The sequence below is a fragment of the Nostoc sp. CHAB 5836 genome (assembly GCF_020829445.1).
GTDB lineage: Bacteria > Cyanobacteriota > Cyanobacteriia > Cyanobacteriales > Nostocaceae > Nostoc.
Window position 1 is genome coordinate 1 of record NZ_JAIVFV010000031.1, and the last position, 18,997, is coordinate 18,997.

Annotated in this window: 13 protein-coding genes; 7 read left to right on the top strand and 6 right to left on the bottom strand. The window is 42.2% G+C overall.

Going from position 1 to position 18,997, the window contains the following annotated elements; genetic code table 11:
* A partial coding sequence (locus tag LC605_RS09055; RefSeq protein WP_229547229.1) for a diflavin flavoprotein occupies nt 1–1,243 on the top strand: 1,243 nt, incomplete at its 5' end.
* A gap of 350 nt (nt 1,244–1,593) precedes the next feature.
* Here the strand turns inward: LC605_RS09055 and rsmI are convergent.
* Nucleotides 1,594–2,451, bottom strand: coding sequence for a 16S rRNA (cytidine(1402)-2'-O)-methyltransferase (rsmI, locus tag LC605_RS09060; protein ID WP_229547230.1), 858 nt, complete (start codon nt 2,449–2,451; stop codon nt 1,594–1,596).
* Nucleotides 2,452–2,670: 219 nt separating this feature from the next.
* Between rsmI and LC605_RS09065 the strand changes: the two genes are divergently transcribed.
* The 5 genes from LC605_RS09065 to LC605_RS09085 all read left to right on the top strand — a co-directional run bounded on the left by LC605_RS09065 (nt 2,671) and on the right by LC605_RS09085 (nt 7,536).
* Complete coding sequence (locus LC605_RS09065) at nt 2,671–3,564, top strand: sugar kinase (RefSeq protein WP_229547231.1); 894 nt, start codon at nt 2,671–2,673, stop codon at nt 3,562–3,564.
* Nucleotides 3,565–3,624: 60 nt separating this feature from the next.
* A complete protein-coding gene (locus tag LC605_RS09070; protein ID WP_229547232.1) occupies nt 3,625–4,485 on the top strand; it encodes a 3'(2'),5'-bisphosphate nucleotidase CysQ in 861 nt (286 codons plus the stop codon).
* Between the two features lie 738 nt (nt 4,486–5,223).
* A complete protein-coding gene (locus LC605_RS09075; RefSeq protein WP_229547233.1) occupies nt 5,224–5,535 on the top strand; it encodes an RNA-binding protein in 312 nt (103 codons plus the stop codon).
* Nucleotides 5,536–5,966: 431 nt separating this feature from the next.
* Entirely contained in the window at nt 5,967–6,161 is a 195-nt protein-coding gene (gene rpsU / locus LC605_RS09080; protein ID WP_190895748.1) for a 30S ribosomal protein S21, read from the top strand.
* Between the two features lie 655 nt (nt 6,162–6,816).
* Entirely contained in the window at nt 6,817–7,536 is a 720-nt protein-coding gene (locus LC605_RS09085; protein ID WP_229547234.1) for a hypothetical protein, read from the top strand.
* Nucleotides 7,537–7,553: 17 nt separating this feature from the next.
* Here LC605_RS09085 and LC605_RS09090 read toward each other — a convergent pair whose 3' ends face one another.
* Entirely contained in the window at nt 7,554–7,814 is a 261-nt protein-coding gene (locus LC605_RS09090) for a hypothetical protein (protein WP_229547235.1), read from the bottom strand.
* A gap of 402 nt (nt 7,815–8,216) precedes the next feature.
* Nucleotides 8,217–8,372 carry a hypothetical protein gene (locus LC605_RS09095; RefSeq protein WP_229547257.1) on the bottom strand — a complete coding sequence of 52 codons (156 nt, stop codon included), beginning with the start codon at nt 8,370–8,372 and terminating at the stop codon, nt 8,217–8,219.
* 262 nt (nt 8,373–8,634) lie between these two features.
* On the opposite strand from LC605_RS09095, the gene LC605_RS09100 reads away from it, so the two are divergent.
* Nucleotides 8,635–9,378 carry a DUF2807 domain-containing protein gene (locus LC605_RS09100; protein WP_229547236.1) on the top strand — a complete coding sequence of 248 codons (744 nt, stop codon included), beginning with the start codon at nt 8,635–8,637 and terminating at the stop codon, nt 9,376–9,378.
* 209 nt (nt 9,379–9,587) lie between these two features.
* Here LC605_RS09100 and LC605_RS09105 read toward each other — a convergent pair whose 3' ends face one another.
* The 3 genes from LC605_RS09105 to LC605_RS09115 form a co-directional block, all read right to left on the bottom strand.
* On the bottom strand, nt 9,588–12,257 hold the full coding sequence (locus LC605_RS09105) for a CHAT domain-containing protein (protein ID WP_229547237.1): 2,670 nt from the start codon (nt 12,255–12,257) through the stop codon (nt 9,588–9,590).
* 295 nt (nt 12,258–12,552) lie between these two features.
* Nucleotides 12,553–14,340 carry a ShlB/FhaC/HecB family hemolysin secretion/activation protein gene (locus LC605_RS09110; RefSeq protein WP_229547238.1) on the bottom strand — a complete coding sequence of 596 codons (1,788 nt, stop codon included), beginning with the start codon at nt 14,338–14,340 and terminating at the stop codon, nt 12,553–12,555.
* On the bottom strand, nt 14,330–18,853 hold the full coding sequence (locus LC605_RS09115) for a filamentous hemagglutinin N-terminal domain-containing protein (RefSeq protein ID WP_229547239.1): 4,524 nt from the start codon (nt 18,851–18,853) through the stop codon (nt 14,330–14,332). The genes LC605_RS09110 and LC605_RS09115 overlap by 11 nt, the downstream gene beginning before the upstream one ends.
* Nucleotides 18,854–18,997 lie beyond the last annotated feature (144 nt).

Sequence of the window (18,997 nt, forward strand, 5' to 3'; positions counted from 1 at the left end):
AGATCAACTTTGTACCTACGATCCGCAAACAGAAGTTTTGTACTCAGATAAGTTATTTGGGGCCCATGTTTGCGGAGATCAGGTATTTGATGAGGGCTGGGAAGTATATAACGAAGATCGGCGTTATTACTTTGATTGCCTCATGGCTCCCCACGCCCGTCAAGTTGAAACAGCACTGGATAAACTTGTCGATTTTCCCGTCAGAATGTATGCCACTGGACACGGTCCTTTGGTACGCTATGGTTTAATCGACCTAACTAAAGCTTATCGGGAATGGAGTCAACAGCAAACTTCTGCTGACTTGACAGTAGCGTTGATTTATGCATCAGCTTACGGAAATACAGCCACATTAGCTCAAGCGATCGCTCGTGGCATTACCAAAGCTGGTGTTGCTGTAGAATCGATTAACTGCGAATTTACTGAACCAGAAGAAATCCGGGCGGCTGTGGAAAAAGCTGGTGGTTTCATCATCGGTTCTCCTACCCTTGGCGGTCATGCACCGACACCTGTACAAACAGCTTTAGGAATTGTGCTATCCACCGCTACTAACAATAAACTCGCTGGTGTTTTTGGTTCCTTTGGCTGGAGTGGGGAAGCGGTTGATTTAATTGAGGGTAAATTAAAAGATGCTGGCTATCGGTTTGGTTTTGATACCATCCGCGTCAAATTCAAACCCAACGATGCCACCTTACAATTGTGTGAAGAAGCTGGAACCGACTTTGCCCAAGCACTGAAGAAAGCGAGAAAAGTGCGATCGCAAAGTCTTCCTGCAACAACTGTAGAACAAGCAGTTGGGCGGATTGTCGGTTCTTTGTGCGTTTTGACTGCCAAAGAAGGCGATCGCTCCAGTGCCATGTTAGCCTCTTGGGTATCTCAAGCCAGCTTTAATCCACCTGGTTTAACTATCGCCGTAGCCAAAGACCGCGCAGTAGAAACACTGACGCATACAGGAAACAAATTTGTCCTCAACATTCTTAAAGAAGGGAATCACTTGGGATTGATGAAGCACTTCCTCAAACCTTTTGGCCCAGGACAAGACCGATTTGCTGATGTCGCCGCCCAAGAAACAGAAAGCGGTTCTCCTATACTTACGGATGCCCTAGCATATCTCGAATGTTCCGTACAAAACCGGATGGAATCTAGCGACCACTGGCTAGTTTATGCCACTGTCGAGAATGGCAAATTGCTAGATAATGATAGCGTCACAGCTGTGCATCATCGCAAGTCGGCAACTCATTATTAATTGGGAATGGGGCACTTGTACTGAGCGACTCGTGCTGAGGTAAGCCGAAGTATCGGTACTCAAACGATCGCACTCTTATAACAATTGGCAATTCCAACCATCGGCGGCGGCAAGCTGCCGAGCAGATATTCGTGCGTGACTCTATTTAAACTATAATTTTGCCTTGAGTTCAAAATTTAGGTAAAAGCTTGCCGTTTGTCCTTAAAAATCTTTAAGTAATTATGCTTATTTTGACGGCATTGCATATAAACTCCAGTTTTTATCTCCTAAACTACCAGTCTGCTGTTTCAAGTATCAACAAGCTGGAGTCTAATTAAAGGAATTGCTTGCCGTTGCGGCAAACAATTCCTTTAAGTCACACTGAGAACTATAGAAAGAGCTAGTTGATAGAGTTGGCGACGGGGAAGGAAAGTGGCTTTTGCTAACTGACGGCTAGCTTGCGATCGCGATATCCCCTGACTAATTAACTGTTTTAATTCAGCTTTCAATTCCTCTTGTGTTAGTTGGGGCTGACTAAGTGAAATTCCTGCCACCACTAATGTATATTCACCTTGGGGTTCTCGTTGGTTGTAGTGAGCGATCGCTTCGGCAATTGTCCCTCGCCAAAATTCCTCATACAATTTAGTTAACTCCCGTCCTAGGACAATTTGGCGATCGCTTCCCCAAATTTCTGCTAAGTCTTGCAAAGTATCTCGCAAACGGTGGGGCGATTCGTAGAAAATCAATGTGCGAGATTCTGTTTGCAGAGATTCTAAATGTTCTTGTCTGTGTTGACTTTTAGCTGGAAGAAAGCCTTCAAAGACAAACCGATCCGTTGGTAGTCCAGCTGCACTCAAAGCGGTAATTGCTGCACTAGCGCCAGGAATGGGAACTACTGAAATTCCCGCCTGAATACAGGCTTTCACCAGTTCATATCCAGGATCGGAAATACCTGGCATTCCAGCATCACTCACCAGAGCGATCGCTTTATGATTAACTAAATGCTCTAATAATTCTGGGATGCGGCTGGTACGATTGTGTTCGTGGTAACTCACCTGGGGTGTTTTAACTTGAAAATGTTGTAGCAGTTTCCCAGTATGGCGCGTGTCTTCGGCAGCAATGATATCCACAGTTTGCAAAATTCGCACCGCCCGAAAGGTCATATCTTCTAAGTTGCCAATTGGTGTGCCGACGACGTAAAGTGTTCCTGGTTTTGGATCGGTTTGCATGAGGAAAAAGTTAGGAGTTAGGAGTTGGGAGTTGGGAGTTAGGAGTTGGGAGTTAGGAGTTGGGAGTTAAAAATAATAATTTCTGTACCTGTACGAATATATATAGCAGTTCTAAGTACGTCGGTGCGAAAAAATCAAGTATGTTACCAAACGTAAATAAGCTTAAAACCCTTACTAATGACAAATGACAAATGACAAATGACAAATGACAAATGACAAATGACTAATCTAAAATCCCAAATCCCAAATCTCAAATCGAATCATGGTTTATTTGTGGGTTTAGTAACCTTAGATTTGATTTACCTTGCTGACTGTACCCCTAAGAATAATCAGAAGATTGTTGCTACTGACTATACTGTGGCAGCAGGTGGCCCAGCAACAAACGCGGCTGTGACTTTCAATTATTTAGCTAATCAAGCTACAGTCTTGGGTGTGGTGGGTTGTCATCCCATGACGCAGCTAATTCGAGGTGATTTGGCAAATTACAAAGTTGCGATCGCAGACCTTGAGCCTACCACTGATTTAGCACCCCCTGTCTCTTCAATTATTGTCACTCAAGCCACGGGTGAACGAGCTGTAGTTTCCATCAATGCTGTCAAAACTCAAGCCAGCAACGCATCTATCCCGCCAGATATTTTGCAAAATGTCGATATAGTACTGATTGATGGACACCAAATGACGGTTAGTTATTCCATAGCCCAAATGGCTAAAGCCAAGAATATCCCAGTAGTAATTGATGGTGGTAGTTGGAAGCCGGGATTTGAGCAAATTCTGCCATTTGTGGATTATGCCATCTGTTCGGCTAATTTTTATCCCCCCAACTGCCACACTGGAGAAGACGTTTTTGCGTATCTGGGCGGATTTGACATTCGTCACATCGCCATTACCCACGGACAAAAACCAATTGAATACTTGAGTTGCACTAAAACTGGTATGGTAAATGTGCCGCAGATTCAAGTGGTTGATACTTTAGGGGCTGGAGATATTTTCCACGGTGCTTTCTGTGATTACATTTTAAAGGAAAGTTTTACTGATGCACTGGCACTGGCAGCTAATATTGCTGCTGATTCCTGTAAATTTTTTGGTACCCGGCGCTGGATGGATTTAAAGTAAGGATGCACGGATGTGCGCCCCTAATCACGTTATCGATAATTTTTAGATCAGGCTAAATTAATGAAAGACTTACAAGAAATATTAGCGATCGCTCGTGAGGTAGGTTGGGGCGCAGCAGATATACTGCGATCCTATTACCACGGCACTGCAAAAGACCCTAACTTAGAAGTACAATATAAACGAAATGAGCCTGTCACCGTTGCCGATGTAGCTGTGAGTCAATACATCTTGCAGAGGTTACAAGCAGCTTTGGGTAACGAAGATTTTGCTTACATCAGTGAAGAAACTTATGAATCGCCGAGTGGTATACCATACCCTTCGACGCCTTGGGTATGGATAATAGACCCTTTAGATGGCACACGAGACTTTATCGAAAAAACTGGCGACTATGCAGTTCACATTGCTTTAGTCAACCAAACACGCCCAGTGTTGGCAGTAGTGGCAGTACCAGAGGCTCAAAAGTTATATTACGCTATCAAAGGTGGGGGTACATTTGTCGAAACCCGTGATCAATGTGTTACTCTACAAGTGTCTTCAGGTAAACGAGTTGAAGATTTAACCTTAGTTGTTAGTCGGTCTCACCGCAACCAACCCTTAGATTACTTACTACAAAATTTACTTTGTCAAAATCAGAAATCTGTGGGTAGTGTAGGCTGCAAAATTGCCACCATTGTCGAGAAACAGGCAGATATCTACATTTCCCTTTCTGGTAAGTCTGCGCCCAAAGACTGGGATATGGCAGCGCCAGAACTAATTTTAACAGAAGCTGGTGGTAAGTTTACCCACTTCGACGGCACTCCGTTGCAGTATAACACCGGTGATATCAATCAATGGGGAGGTCTGCTAGCGAGTAATGGTGAGTACCACGAGTTGCTGTGTCAGGAAGCAGAAAGGATTTTAGCGCAGTTTGAGCATAGCTAAGTAGAGCGACGCAAATAAAGCTAACTGGCTAAGGCTGTCACTTGTACTGAGCGACTTGCCCTGAGCGTAGCCGAAGGGAGTCGAAGTATTTGTCATTTGTCCTTCGTCATTTGTAAGGGTTTAAGGTGTATTTACGTTTCGTAACATAGTTTGGTTTATTCTTGCCGACTTACTTAATGAGAGAGCATTTATAAACTAAACCTTAAATTGTCGCGTGCGTTAAAGCTCTCGTGTACGGCACCTGGAAATATGGTGCCCTGCGGCTAAATTGGACTTTCTCAAATTCTCAAATTTCTACACAGCCGTAACACACCCTACTTAATATTTACTTTATAAATAGGCTCTGAAGCATTTGAAGATGAATATTTTTTAATTTGCTTTTAAGACATTCAGTCATAGTCTAATTGTCTCCACTACCGATAATAATCTTTACCCCTTAGTCCGCAGTTCAATTTTCCAAACACTAAATACCTGAGCGATCGCTAGTTAGTTACGATTTCGTGTTAAAAATATAACCTTTTATAATACAAGCAACAAAAGCTGTGGTTGGAAGATATACAAACTTGCTCTAAAGGTATTATTTGTCAATAAAATTCACTATCAGACGATATTCAAAGGCTGAAGGCTGTGTTAAACTCATGGACATAAAGATTATTTTCGGTTGAGTAACTCGTTTTGATTTCTAAAAAGTGTCTCTCCGAATTTAACTCTCTACACTCCCTGAATTCGGAGATTTCTATGTCAATTTACGTCGGAAACCTGTCCTATCAGGTTACAGAAGATGACCTCAAGCAGGCTTTTGCAGAATACGGAACAGTGAATCGTGTTCAACTACCCACAGATCGGGAAACAGGCCGGCCGCGTGGGTTCGCTTTTGTGGAAATGGAATCAGACACACAAGAACAAGCTGCCATTGATGCACTTGATGGTGCTGAGTGGATGGGACGTGATTTGAAAGTGAACAAAGCTAAACCTCGTGAGGAAAGAAGCAACTCCTCTCGTGGTAGCTGGGGTGGCGGTAATGCTCGCCGTAACAATAATCGCTACTAAAGTCGATTCGGGAAAATTTCACATTAGACATCTGCTAAAAATAATTGTTTTGACGTAGCACTGCTACGTCTCTACAAGAGTTCTGGATAATGCATATTTAATTTATACCAGATGTCTATTTAGAGTCTCCAGCAGATAAAGTCAAAAACTCCATTCTGCTGGAATATTTTATTTTTAAGACTTACGCAACAACTCTCTGAAACTCTTATTCCTTTGCATCCTTCTCTAATGAGACGCACTCGCCTTTGCGGTTGGTTTTTTCATTATTTTGCGTAAGTCCTGATTTTGTATAGCAACGGACAGGAAGCTTAGGACAGCAATAAAATCACAAAGTGGGCTGTTGAAGGTGCGTTTACGCCAACTGTCCTAACGGCTTTGGCGACTGCTATATCTAGTCTTGAACTATTCATCCATATGAAGGAGGAATGAGAATGACACAAGTAGTTTTAGGGGAGAATGAAGGTATTGAATCAGCTTTGAGAAGATTTAAGCGGGAAGTTTCTAAAGCCGGAATTTTCCAAGATATGAGAAAAAAGCGTCACTTCGAGACACCGATAGAAAAAGAGAAGCGTAAAGCAATTGCTAGGCACAAGCAACGTCGTAATCAACGTTCTCGCTTCAATTAACAAGTCCAAGCAAATTTCCCCTTCGATTTTACATCCAGCCAGCATCTCTTCATTTCAAAAAGAAGCACTAAGTAGGTTGGTGCAATTAAAACTAGCTGGGTAAGGCTGTCACTTGTCATTTGTCAATTGGTAATTAGTAAGAGCAGGGCTATTTCATTCTCCTCTAGCCCGCCTCAGAATGAATTCTGAGTCTAATAGCGAAAGTCATCTAAAGACGACTGAGAAAAGGTTATAGTCCGTTTTAACGGACTTTAGCTATGAGCCAGGAACTTCAGTTCCGGGTAGGTTATGTGTAGAATGAAATAGCCCTGTTAGTAAGGGTTTTAATCATATTTACGTTTCGTAACATAATTGGATTTTTTCGCACCAACTTACTTATAGTTTGTTGAGTTCCATTTGCGGAACTCGCAGCAATATAAATGTATTCTTCCTCTATACCCCAATACAGTTCATTTAAGCATTTCCTCCTTCTCTTTCTCTCTTCTCTCTGTGTTCTCTGCGCCTCTGTGGTAGCCTGCGGCAAGCCGCAACTCTTGGAGACGCACTCGCGTTTGCGTCTACGTAAAAGAAAGAGTTTCAGCCCTTTTGTGAACCCTATTGCTCCATACCCATAAAATAGTCACTCTGCAATCCTTGGCTCTAGATTTTCAGGAAAATGTTACGACTTTATCATTTATTACTAGGTTCTATTTTGCTGGTGTCAATACCTCTGGGAGCAAAATTTATTTTCCCCCAATTTTCTCCACTCCCAGTGGTAAAATCCTCTCCTGTTGCCAAACTTCCCAACCCTAATCAGGGAAATATCTGGCAGAAAATCCTGGGAAATGCTGCTGCTCCAACTAATTGGCAAGTTGCTGCTTGTGAGGGAAATGCACCCTTATTATGTGTCTCCTCCAAAGGGAAACCTTTGGGTACAGTTGAAATTAACGTTTACCCACTAGCAAACAATGAGGATTTTCAAAAGAAACTGGTAGCAGCTGGTATTCCCAATGGTTCCCAAGGGGACTACCAAAGTTCCAAATATCAAACCCAAGTATTATCAGCACTCAAGGCTTGGGTTGAAGACCACTACGCTGCTTTTGGAAAAGACCGTCAGGGTAAATACGGAAAGGAGATTACTTTCTCACCCTACCCACCGCAAGCAGTACCCGTTGGTAAGCTTCAGGGAATCCGCTATGGGTTCGCCGGACTCAAGGAACAAGGTGGAGTACAAGAGCAACATATCGACCATGTTGCCTTTGATGGTAGTAAACTTTACGTAATTACCACTGGATTTGATCCAGATAGGCAAACAGGTAAGTTTGAAAAACTGGAAAACTTGGCTATTTTTCAACCTTACTTATATGCGATCGCAGCAGATTTGCGTTTACCCTAATGATTTAACAGAGGCGATTATGGCAACAGCCCCAACAAACTTTCTAATATTTTGTATCCCCATTTGAGTGTCAGCAATCCACAGAAAATTGCTAGTATCAAACTACCTATGATACCTGTGGTTATAGGTTCTGCATATCCAAACCAATCTGTATAACTCCAATACAATGCAGCAATCACTACTCCAGTTATTGCACCAACACCAAAACGCTTAATCAATGTACCGGTCTTTTCGGGTTTTAATTCAGGTGTATTGAGTTCAGGTGGTAATGGGTTCATAAAAAATCTTTGTATTTTTGAACAACAGCAAGCAGTCATGGTTACCATTTTACTGTTTATATCGTGCTGTTCGAGTTCATTATATTAGTAGATTATAAGTCAATACAGTTCAGTTAAGGCTAAAAACTAAATCTGGTGTAGGTTGGGTTGAGGAACGAAACCCAACATTATCGAGACTTTGTTGGGTAACGCTTACGCTCAACCCAACCTACTATTCTCTTAACCCAAGCGTATTGGATTATAAGTACAAAGCTACAAATGCACAGAAGCGGATTCCAGAAAATCCTAACAATTTACAGCAATTTTTAGCTAAATAGAACACGCGATAGGGTGTCTAAGTCTTCATTGGTGTCAACAAAACCCTAGAAATGCCTATCTGTTCGCTTCGTCACCCGCCTTGAACTAAAGTTCTTTGGCTTTTAAGTAAGTCGGCACTATAAAATCTAATACTCTTTCTAAAGCAAAGTTGACAGCGCCATCTGGGCGCATCTTAGTCATGTCTGTTACTGTTAAGATATTTGTGGTTCTTTCTGGACAAACTTTGACACCTTGATGCACTTAGGCAGGCCTCAGACACTCTCTACGAGACCCTGGGCGTAGCTTGATTCTTTGCAGGAATTACAGACTCGCGATCGCTTTTAGCGTCTTCCTCCTCCCGAAGGGAGAGGCTACGCCAAGACAGAAGGCCGCAGTGCCTCCCCTGAAAAAATATCATAATTAGAAAATGGAATGTCAATTCAAGAAATGGTTTGTTGGAAAATTTGGTATATCTGCTTGATTTCTACATCATTTATTCATGTAACTTAAAGGAGATTTTTCCATGCTTAAGTCATTCGAGTTTAGTGTAAAATCAGTTCCAACAATTGACTTACAACTTAGTGGTGACATTGTTTTATTTGAAAGTCCATCTGCAACTGAAATTTCTGTTCAAATCGAAGCAGATGATCAGACTTTAGAGGAATTCAATGTTGATCAACAGGAAGATACAATTTACATTAGTCAACAAAATAATCAAGCATCAAGCAGATTTAGCTTTTTTGAGAATGTTGGCGGCAATGTTCATATCTTTAGTAATTCCCGCACTGTAGTTATCAACGGTGGAAGAGTAGACATCGGTGTTTCAAACAGTAATGAATTCTTACCACCAAAGGTCAAAATTATAACCCCAACGGCTAATTTAGAAGCTAAATTAAACGGAATCTCTAACATTAGTTGCAGACTTAGACTCCATAATACTTATTTATCTATTCAAGGTAGTGTCAAAGCAGATATCATTACTCAAAGTCTGGAAATTGACTCTTCTGGTTCATCTAAGGTTAAGGCAATTCTAGAAGGAGGCAGACTAGAACTTGACGTTTCTGGCTCGTCCCAAATCGACGTTCAAGGAACATGGACAAAAGCTTCTATCAATCTCTCTGGAAGTGGAAAAATTAGTACTACCGGCGAATGCCAAGGCGACTATAAGGTTAATGCTAGTGGTACTGGGAGTGTGGTTCACTCTGGCAATGTTAGAGGCAGAATTCGAGAAAATACTTCTGGTTGTGCAAGGGTACGAATCGGATGAACTTTGTCATTTGTCATTTGTCATTTGTCATTGGTCATTTGTCATTAGTCATTAGTAAAGATTTTAAGTCTATTTACGTTTCGTAACATACTTTGATTTTTTCGCGCCAACTTACTTACTGCATCCTTGTCCTTATTCAAAGCCTCTCTCCTAAAAGGAGAGAGGTTTGGAGAGAGGTCAAAATTGTACTTCACGCTTGCCGATAACCGCTATAACCAATTACCCACAAGCACATAAGGTGCCCAAAAATATGGGCGATTTTCTTTAGCTAAAATCGCAAGTTGGGCGCGTTGTAGTGCTTGGGCTTTAGTTACCCCAGCATCTAACTGCCGGTATAATTCACCCATAAAGTCGCTACTAGATTGATCATCTACTGTCCACAAAGTTGCGATCGTACTGCGTGCGCCTGCTCGCACCGCAACTCCAGCTAATCCTAAAGCAGCTCGTTTGTCTCCTGTGGCAGTTTTACAGGCACTAAGGACGAGTAATTCAATTGTCTCTGGTCGGCTTTCACCCCTAGTTCGTAGTAAATTATCAAACTCTCTAACCTTCAGTAGAGCATCCCAGGTAATAATATAGGTTTGTTCAATGTCTGAACTAAATTGCCCATGAGTAGCCAAGTGTACTACTGAAAAGGGAGTAGATTGAATTTGCTTTTCCAGATTAGTTTCAGTGAAATCCTGATTTAAGAGTTGTTTACTTGTTTTAACTTCAGACTGGACTTGTTTTAATTCCTGTGTCACATTTGAGAGTTCGGCAAAGGATTTACCTTCAATCAAGCGTTCTTGCTCAACTCCCCCTACTAAAACGTTTAGCCGCACGTTTCGTAATGGTTTGGGATCAACAAGTTGCAAACCAGGGGTCAAAGAAATAGCATACTTTTCTATCAAATATTTCTGCTGTTGTTGATCGTAGAGAATCGCCATTGGGATATTTCGCAAAGAACCATCTAGAACAAACACTAAAGTTTTTATACCTTTGTTTGCTAAATCTGATTCAATAGGTTTAATTAACCAGTCATATAACTGTTGTGAGCGCTGCTTCACATCCGGCTGCCTACTAGCAACGGGTAAATCTTTCTGTAGTTGTTCTACAGTTTTTTCTAATACATCTTTAGGTATTTTAGTAGTGTTGCGGTAGATTGTATCTTGCTCTGGCAAACTAGTAATAATTTCCAATCGGTTATCTAAAATAATTGGATAGATAATAGCTGTCGATTTATCCTTTTGAACTAATTTATCAAGGTCAACTCTTGGTAGTAAACAGGGCGAACGAAAGAAGTTATCTAATTCCGCTAACTGGAGAGATTCGATTACCTGACGGGCTTGAATGAGATTATCTGGTTTTTGATTCGTATTTTCCTTAACTTGCAACAATAAATCAACGTACTCTCGATATACGGGTTCTATGCTCTCGCGGAAAGAAAATTGGACGTCAGGATTAATTGCAACTAAATCGTTACGAAGGGATTTGAGAGCGTTATAAGCTCGCTTATAAGCTGCTGTTGCTGCTAAGATATTAGATTCCTTTTGCAGTATCCGTCCCATTTGCCAATGCCATTGATAAGCAATGTCTTGAGCATCAATAGACTCAGCTCTCACCAATGCTTGCTGTATGAGGGTTTTGGCATCAGATAACTGTCCGGTTTGTTCGTACAGTTCGCCAAGAGTCCCAAGAGCATAAGATTCGGTTCGTTCATCTTTTAAACTCTTAGCTACTTGGACAGCTTCCGCTAGCATTTTAGCAACATCTTTTGGCTGAACTGAGTTCTGTGTCATTTTGCTCAGACTTTGGGCAAAGTTAATCCGGTAATTAACAGCCGTCCGACTTGGAGGTAAATTGTCTATCTGAGACTGAATTTCGGGAAATAATGCCTTTGCTGTGCTAAATTCCTTTTGCTCTACCAATAGTCTTAATAGATTCAGTTGACCCTGGAGGCGCACAGCAGGTATTGCAGATGCAATCTCCACTGCTTGTTGATAGTATTGAATTGCTGTTTTACTGTAATCCTTGGCGCTGCTTGAGTTACCCAAACTAAGTTGAGCGTATGTTTGAGCGCGAGCTGTATTACCTAAACTAAGTAAAGCATTACTTTGAGCGATCGCACTACCCACTCGTTTAGCCACAGAAGAACTTTCTTCTAAAATCTTCTGGGAGTCGCTTAAATAACCCAAACTTCGTAGGACATTCCCTAAGTTATACAATCCTGTGGCTTTAACAGAAGAATCTGCTTGTTTTTGGAGAATTTTTTCTACCGAAATCAACGTTTTCTCTGCTTGCAGATAATTCCCCAGAGCTTGCATTGCTTGGGTTTGATTAATGCGATTATGAATCAGTGCTGATATATCATCTAAGAGTTGATAAATTTTAGCTGCTTCTTGCCAAGTACTCAGGGCTACTTCGGTTTGCCCCTGTGCTAATTCCAGTCCACCCCGAACATCCAAAGCTTGGGCAAAGATTTGCGATTGCTCTTGTGAAGAATCGGAATTTTTGAGAGTTTGTAATAGTTTAATACTTTGTGCGATCGCTGAAGTTGCCTCTTGCCATTTTCCTAATTGCTGGTAAGCTAAAGAAAGATTGGTCAAAGTTATAGCTTCATTCAATACATCATTCTTAGCTTTAAATTCTGCTGCTGCTTTTTTGAGAAGTTCTACCCCTTGGGCAAACTGTCCCCCTTCATAAAGCGCTTGACTTTGCTGCACTAAGCTAGAAGTCTCGGTTGGGTTGACAACCGGCGTTGTTGCTGAAATCCGAAACGATAGGATTTTAGATTTTGCAAAAGCTGCTGTCAAGTAGTTAGATGAATCAAAATAACATGATAAACATATGCAGAGAAAGGCACTCAATAATAATAACAAGAAATATTTGAAAATTTTCATATAAACTTACAAGGCTGAATATTGATTTTAGATAAGTAATTAGGCGAGAATAAATCAAAGTAAGTAGGTTGGCGCAATTAAAGTTAACTGGCTAAGGCTGTCATTTGTCATTTGTCATTTGTCATTAGAGCTTATTTATAAAGTAAATATTAAGTAGGGTGTGTTACGGCTGTGTAGGAATTTGAGCATTTGAGAAAGTCCAATTTAGCGGTAACGCACCATATTTCCAGATGCGTTACGCGCTGCTTTAACGCACCCTACAATGTATCTATTCTAATTAGTTCTATAAAAACGGTTAAAAGGGGTTATATTGTACAAAAAAATACAAACCATTTTCTTGCCATGTATTGCCTTGAGTATCAACAGAAACTAAAGGAATACCCCACTCAACAGCAGCAGTAAAGTTATTACCCTGTAACCAACGCAAACCCAAACCAACGGAAGCTAAGGTGTTAGTATTATTTTCATTTCCACTCGACGAATTATTCCAAGCAGTACCAACATCAACAAATGGAGTAACTTGCAGAACTCCATCCCACGGAGACACACGCACAATTGGTAGTCTCAATTCAACCGAAGCGAGAGCGCCATTATCTGTCAATAGTAAATCTTGACGATACCCTCTTACGCTATTTATACCACCTAAACCAAATTGTTCGGAAGCTAAAAGCGTTGTAGAACCCAGTTGCACATCGCCACGAATTAATAGTAAAGTATCAGGAGCTAAGAGGCGTACCCATTGCGCCTGTCCTTGCCAAGCAAAAAAACGGCTATCAGGAGCCGTTTCATTGATTGTGGCATTGAATCCACCAATACCCAGACTAAATTGAGAGCGAGCAGCAATTACTTCTTGGCTATTGCGAGAAGTCCATTCTTGAAAAAATCGCAATGCAGATACTCTGGTGCGTCCTTCTTCGTCAGCCCCTGGTGAAAGTACAAAAAGGGGAACCTCATACTCTTCTACTAGAGAGGAGGAAATATCACTTTCTCTGCGAGAAGCAGTTATCCCAAAAGCGAACTCTTGGTTGAGAGTTTGCAATAAAGGCTGGCGAAATGTCAGTTCGTAATATTGGGAAGCTGATTCAATATCTAGTATATTGAATGGACGCTCAATCACATTGGCTGATGTATTACCATAGCTGAAGCTGAGAGTACCATTGCGAGGATTGACGGGAAAAGTGTAGCTGGCATCTATAGTATTACTACCATCAGTATTGCTATATCCTAACGATATACTATCTCCAAATCCGAGTAAATTGGCTTCATTTATTTGCAGCTGCCGTCGAAAGCTACCAACACTGGGGGAGCGGCCATTGTCCAGTATTGTTTGTATATTAAATGAATCTGCCTCAGTTACTTTGATAGCCAGCAAATTAGCACCAGCACGTGAGCCAGCAGACAGTTCAGCAGACAAGTTTTGAATTAAAGGATTGAGTTGCAATAATTGTAGGGACTCTAACAGGCGTTTTTGATTCAAAGGAGTGGATGCTCCTAAACCGATACGGCTACGGATATAATTTGGGTTTAGTCGCCTAGTACCAGTTATCTGGATATCTTCTAATGCGCCTTCGATTACCTGGATTCGCACAACACCGCCAGTCAGAGCTTGTTCAGGAATATAAGCTCCAGAAGTAATGTATCCCTCTTGAATATAAAGCTCGGTAATTTTAGAACGAGCTTCTAATAATTGTGCAAATGTTATGGGTTTGTTGAGAAAATCAGCAAGTATCTGATTTAATTTTTCTGGGCTGAATACCGTACTGCCAACAACTTGAAACTGTTTAACAGTGAAGATTTGTGATGTTTCGGGGAGTGGTTGATCTGGTGTGGGTAGTGGTTGATTAGGTTTGAGTAGTTCGGATGGAGGGGGTAGTTGCTGTGGTGGAGAAGGTGGTGTTGGTGGTGTTCTGGGTGAAGGTGGTTGGACATCCTGCGGCGGCGGGAGTTGCGGAAGCGAGGGAAAATTATTTTGAGGTAGTTGTACGCGATTTATTGTTTGCGCCCTGCTTGCTGATGTTATCAGACTACTGAACAACATCAGCAAGTAAGATGCTATAAAAATATGAGTAACTTTAGCTACCATAACATTGAACTGGCTTCTGTCTGGAAGTATGAGGTGTAACGGTGGATGAATTAGCACTGAGGATTATTTGTCCAAAAGCGTTTAGCGTTGCACCTGTGGCTTCAACAATACGACCGGGAGTGGAGGTAGTTGTTTTACTGGTAACAGGTGGTAGGGAGCGGTTATTGTTACGGGGTTTAAGAGACACCCAATCTATTTGTGGCGCATCAGGAGCGAGAATGTCTTTGGGATTGGGCGGTAAACCGCCACGTCCAGTGATCACAAACTTGCTTTGAGCGTAACCTGGACTATAGCAGCCTTGGGCTACCTGGGTGTCAACTGGTATTGTTGGCAACTCAACTAAGCCACTGTTGGGGTCAATATCGGGTGTGTTGATTTCTACAGAACCACTTAACTCAGGACTTGCTCCAGTAGCAGTGATGTCACTTGTCCTGTCAGATGCCACATTTTGAAACCGTGTACCAAAGATAACTTGAGCATTAATTCGGACGTTACCGCCACGGAAGTTAGCAGAATTGGCGCTGATATCGCTATTTTTAAAAGCAATGAGGAAATCTGTGTCAATATTGATGTTGCCGCCAGGAATACCAGAACCTTGGGCATTGGTGGTGATAGAACTTTGATTGCCTAGTAACATTAAAGGCGATCGCATAAAGATATTTCCACCTCCTCCTGTAGTGTCAGCAGTCATTTTGGCAGCGTTGTTGAGATATATCGAGTTAGCGTTAACTTTTAAGTCACCTGCACGCCCTAAGCCTGTACTACTTACAGTTATTTTCGCCCCATCCTGAAGCGCCAATTTTCCTGTTGTCAGTGTCAAGTCACCACCTGCTCCTTCTCCTGTGGTCTCAGCCGAAATCACTGAGCCGTTACCAGTGACGTTAATAGATTCAGGAGCATTGACACTCAGGGTTCCTCCTTTACCACTACCAGAGCTAGCAGCCGATACCGTTGCTCCTCCAGTCAAATTGACAGCTAAGGTTTGCCCATTGTCATTGGGTTGAATTGTCAAGTTCCCGCCTGGTGCAGTTCCTGTCGTCCCAGCTTCTAAACTGCTGCCGTTTGTCAAGTTCAATTGTGCAGCTTGCACGGTCAGATTCCCACCACTAGCTGCGGGGTTAGTAGAATGAGTAGCGGCTGAAACGCGCATTCCATTGGCGATAGTTAGTTTCTCAGTACCAAGAAGCACATCACCAGCTCGTCCACTACCAACACCTTCCGATGTCGCCGCCAAGATACCATTACCATTGAGGGTGATTGACTCAGGAGCGCTCAGAGTAAGGTTTCCTCCCTTACCGCTACCAGAGGTAGATGCTGATATCTGCGCTTGATCAGAGAAGTTAACCGTCAAGGTTTGTCCGTTCAAAGGTTGAAGCGTCAAGTTTCCAGCTGGGCCTGTACTGCTTGTCTGAGCAAAAACACCACTAGTGGAACCAGATAACTGTATTTCAGGAATATTTAGTGTGATGTCACCTGCTTGTGCGCTACCAAAGGTAGAGGTGCGCAGTTGCCCATCATTCAAAACACTCAAGGTATTGGCGCTAAGAGTGATGTCACCTGCATCCTTTTGCCCAGAAGTACTGGCTGTCAGTGCAGCACCATCGTTGATAGTTAGGGAGTTGGTGTTAACTGTTATATTGCCACCCTTTCCAGTTGAGCCTTCACCGACAGCAGTTGTCAACAGGCTCCGACCGACAATGTCGTTGGGTTTAGGATTTTCAAGGGAAGTCCCACTCAGTTCTATAGAAGAGGCGCGAACATTTAAGTCACCCGCATTTCCGGCATTAATTGTAGAAACCGATGCTTGCGCTCCACCCTGAATCAATAACCGTCCAGTTTCAATAGTCAAGTTTCCAGCATTTCCTGTATTTGCAGTCCCAGAAATTACACCGCTCGGAAATGGACGATCTTCTAGGAAGTCAGAGACTAAAGCTCCAGCAAATCCAATAAAATCTTGTATTTGAGAGGCGGACAACCCTTGTTTTGAAGTGCCAACAAGTTCTACTGAATCAGAGGCCTTAATGATCAATTCGCCTCCATTTCCAGAGCTAGAAGTACCCGCCGAGATAATTCCTCCATTGCTGACCATCAGTTTCTTAGTATTAATAACCAATTTTTTAGTATCTCCAGATCCCTGTGTTCCAGAAGCCAAAACGGTGGGAATATTTTCTGATGAGGTGCCACTAAGTTCTACAGATTCAGAGGCGTTCACAGTCAATTCCCCTCCTGGCATCTTGCCACCAGTACCAGTTGTCACCCATGCCCCATCACGGACAATTAACTGTCTAGTATCAATGGTCAAGTTGCCCCCTGCTCCCCGACCGACAGTTTCATTACGCAATCCACTAGGAATCTTACTTGTTGTAGTCAACAGATATGAAGGAGAATCATTAGCTGAGGTACCACTGAGTTCTATCAAGTCTGCTTTCACGCTTAAATTTCCTCCATGTCCTGCCGTAATTGTACCTGCCGATACCCCTGCCCCATCACGGACAATTAACCGCCCAGTTTCAATGGTCAGGTCTCCGGCATCTCCACTTGCAGTAGGTAAAAAACTTAAAAAACCAGAAACATTAGAAAGATTGTTGGCAAACCTCCGGGCATCAATTGAAGCGGAAAACAGACCAATAGGAACACGAAAATCGTCAGAAGATCCGGAGATATTTCCAGGAATATTAATAGCAACCGTGGCATCTGATGAGGGACTGCCAGTTAGTTCTACTGAGTCAGAAGCATTCACAATCAAATCCCCACCATCACCACCAGAAAAAGTAGCAGTCCCTACTACTCCATCTTGAACAATCAACTTCTCTGTATCCACAAACAAGTCTCCACCATTTCCCAAACCAAAAACGATATTGTAGATAGAGCTATTACTGATTTCTATGTCTTTTGCTTTTACGGTCAAATTTCCAGTACCCCCTGTGCTAGTACTGCCGACCGATACCCCTGCCCCATCACGGACAATTAACCGCCCAGTTTCAATAGTCAGGTCTCCGGCATCTCCACTTGTAGTAGGTAAAGAACTTAAAAAACCAGAAACATCAAGAAGACTCTGAGCATCAATGGAAGCGGAAAACAGCCCAATAGGAACAGGAACACCAACAGGAATATTTGAAATAAACAAGCCGAAATCAATAGGAACATCGATGCCAATGTTAATCGTGCCGTTTGATGAGGAAGAGCCAGTTAGTTCTATTGAGTCAGAGGCGTTCACAACCAGATCCCCAGCTTTCCCACTAGAAATCGTAGCAGTCGCTACTACTCCATCTTGAATAATCAATTTTCCTGCATCCACGCGCAAGGAACCACCATTTCCCAAACCAAAAACGGCATTGTAGATAGAGCTATCTTCAATTCTGACTGTTCCTTTGGCGCTGAGGGTGACATCTCCCGCCTGAGCGCCATCAAATCCTGCTAATGGGCTGATGCCAGCACGTAAGCTACTTCCCTCCAAAATATTTATATTCTGCGCATTGACGGCAATACTGCCACCACCACCAGATGCAACATCCACTGTCGCACCGTTGGTAAGCGATACTGATGCTGGCAATCCATCAGACGGAAAATTTTTTAAGCTCAGATTATTACCATTTACATTTAGCCCAACTATTCCTTCTCCCGCTAAACCTCCTAACTCCACTCGTCCACCAGGAGCCTTTAAGGAGCCACCATTTATGTCTACATTGCCACCAACTTGCAGCAAACTAAGATTATTTCCGACACTTAGATTAGCTGAATTATTTTGAATCGGGGCAGTAGCAATTTGATTAAATAGTAAAGCGGAAGGATTGATTGTTAGCAGAGATGAAGAACTTTCTGTCTTTGAAGCACTAAAAAAACCTCGATCGCCAAACCCAATTGCATTAGCTGTACTCGCAACAAAAGAACCTTTAACATCCAGTCTGGCATTTGCACCAAAAATAATCCCCGACGGATTTATCAAAAATAAATTAGCAGTACCCAACGTGCCAATTAACCCATCAATATTAGAAACTGATCCACCCGTAACTCGACTAATAATATTTTGAATATTTACAGTATTATTAAAATAAGCAGTACCACCAGTAGGAACAGAAAATTCGCTAAAGCTGTGAAATAAATTACTTCCTGCTTGCGTTCCTCCAGTAATATTGAAGATGTTCCCATCCCTAGTCACGCCAGAGTTATTTGGTAAGCTGTTATCAGAGGTGATTTGGGCAATAACACGCTCTGGCAAAGAAGTAATTAATACACTCCCCACTACCAAGCAACTTCCTAATGTCAGAAACCGACTACACCAGCACCACCAATCTTGAGTTTTCCTTGATCTCGTAGCTGAATTTTCGAGATACTGTGATATGTGTGGTTGATTAGTGGGCGATCGCCAATATATGCTTGAAGAAGAATTTTTTAACCCTGCTTTTCCCTGAACGCAGTTGAAGGCAATCTCCTTTCTGTAAGTTTGCCCATAGGATGTATTTGGCGATCGCTTGATTTTATTTCCCCAAACCCTAATCTTTCTGTGAACCATTTTCTTTTATATGACTACTAAGTACAGCATTTCATAAATCCGTGACGAATTGACCGATGCTCCAGTAAGGCTTTGCGAAATTTAATAACGCTAGGAACTTGTGAAATCCTGTACTAGACATCTCCTAAGTTGAAATTGGTTGGT